Annotated in this window: 1 protein-coding gene; it reads left to right on the top strand. The window is 31.4% G+C overall.

Annotation, left to right across the window (positions count from 1 at the left end; all coding sequences use genetic code 11):
* Positions 1-263 precede the first annotated feature (263 nt).
* Positions 264-839 carry a TetR/AcrR family transcriptional regulator gene (locus AC1DRF_RS29735; RefSeq protein WP_427077142.1) on the top strand — a complete coding sequence of 192 codons (576 nt, stop codon included), beginning with the start codon at positions 264-266 and terminating at the stop codon, positions 837-839.
* Positions 840-954: the final 115 nt, after the last annotated feature.

Raw genomic sequence — 954 nt, 5'->3', positions numbered from 1 at the left:
GAATGAGTTCTGAATAATTAGGAAAATAATGGTTTTTAATTTTCGGTTAAAAATTCTTTACTGAACGTTCTTAAATTGATATACTCAAAACAAGTTAGATCTAACCGTTTTTTTTTACCAAAATAAGAATGATCATTCTTAAATTACCTAAGGAATTTATTGAGGGGGAATGAATAGTATAAAATTGTTGTACTCTAAGTGCATCGAATAATTCTAAATCCTTTCTCAGACATACGAGATAATACGTTCTAAGGTGGGAGTACATGGCTAGAAATAAAGAATTTGATGAAAAAGAAGCATTAAGGAGAGCAATGGAGCTTTTCTGGCGACAGGGGTATGAAAAAACATCCATGCAAGATTTGGTGAACTATATGGGCGTTCATCGTAGAAGTATCTATGATACATTCGGTGATAAACATACTTTATTTATTCGAGCCCTAAGTCACTATGTAGAAGTAATGGATGTAAGATTTAAAAGTAACATAACACCAGAATTAACGGTTAAGCAGGCAATACGAAAATTATTTGAAATGGTTATTTATCCAACCGATAAACAGCCAAAAGGGTGTTTAACAGTCAACACAGCAGTTGAATTATCGTTACTTGATCAAGAAGTAGCTGAAAAAGTTACAGAGACTTTTATAAAGACCGAAACCTTATTATTCGATTTACTGAAACACGGTCAAGAACAAGGAGAAATTCCTGAACACTATGATATCAAAGGGCTTTCTAAATTTATTCATAATTCCCTTGTAGGAATACGAGTATTAGCAAAAACAACAGATGATAAGAAAGAATTAGAAACTATTATCGATTTGACTTTGTCAACACTAGACTGAGATATATCTTGTTATTAAATACCAATCTAAATATATTTTTAAGGAGAGAATAAATATGAAGTATACAGTTATTACAGGAGCAAGTTCAGGTATAGGATATGAAACAGCATTAGAG

The sequence above is a fragment of the Priestia sp. P5_B4 genome (assembly GCF_056400385.1).
Note: the sequence above shows the minus strand (reverse complement) of the source record. Positions and strands in the feature narration are given on the sequence as shown.

Bases quoted from the DNA above. Each gene is read 5' to 3' on its own strand.
- AC1DRF_RS29735 (WP_427077142.1), top strand. From the start codon at position 264: ATGGCTAGAAATAAAGAATTTGATGAAAAAGAAGCATTAAGGAGAGCA.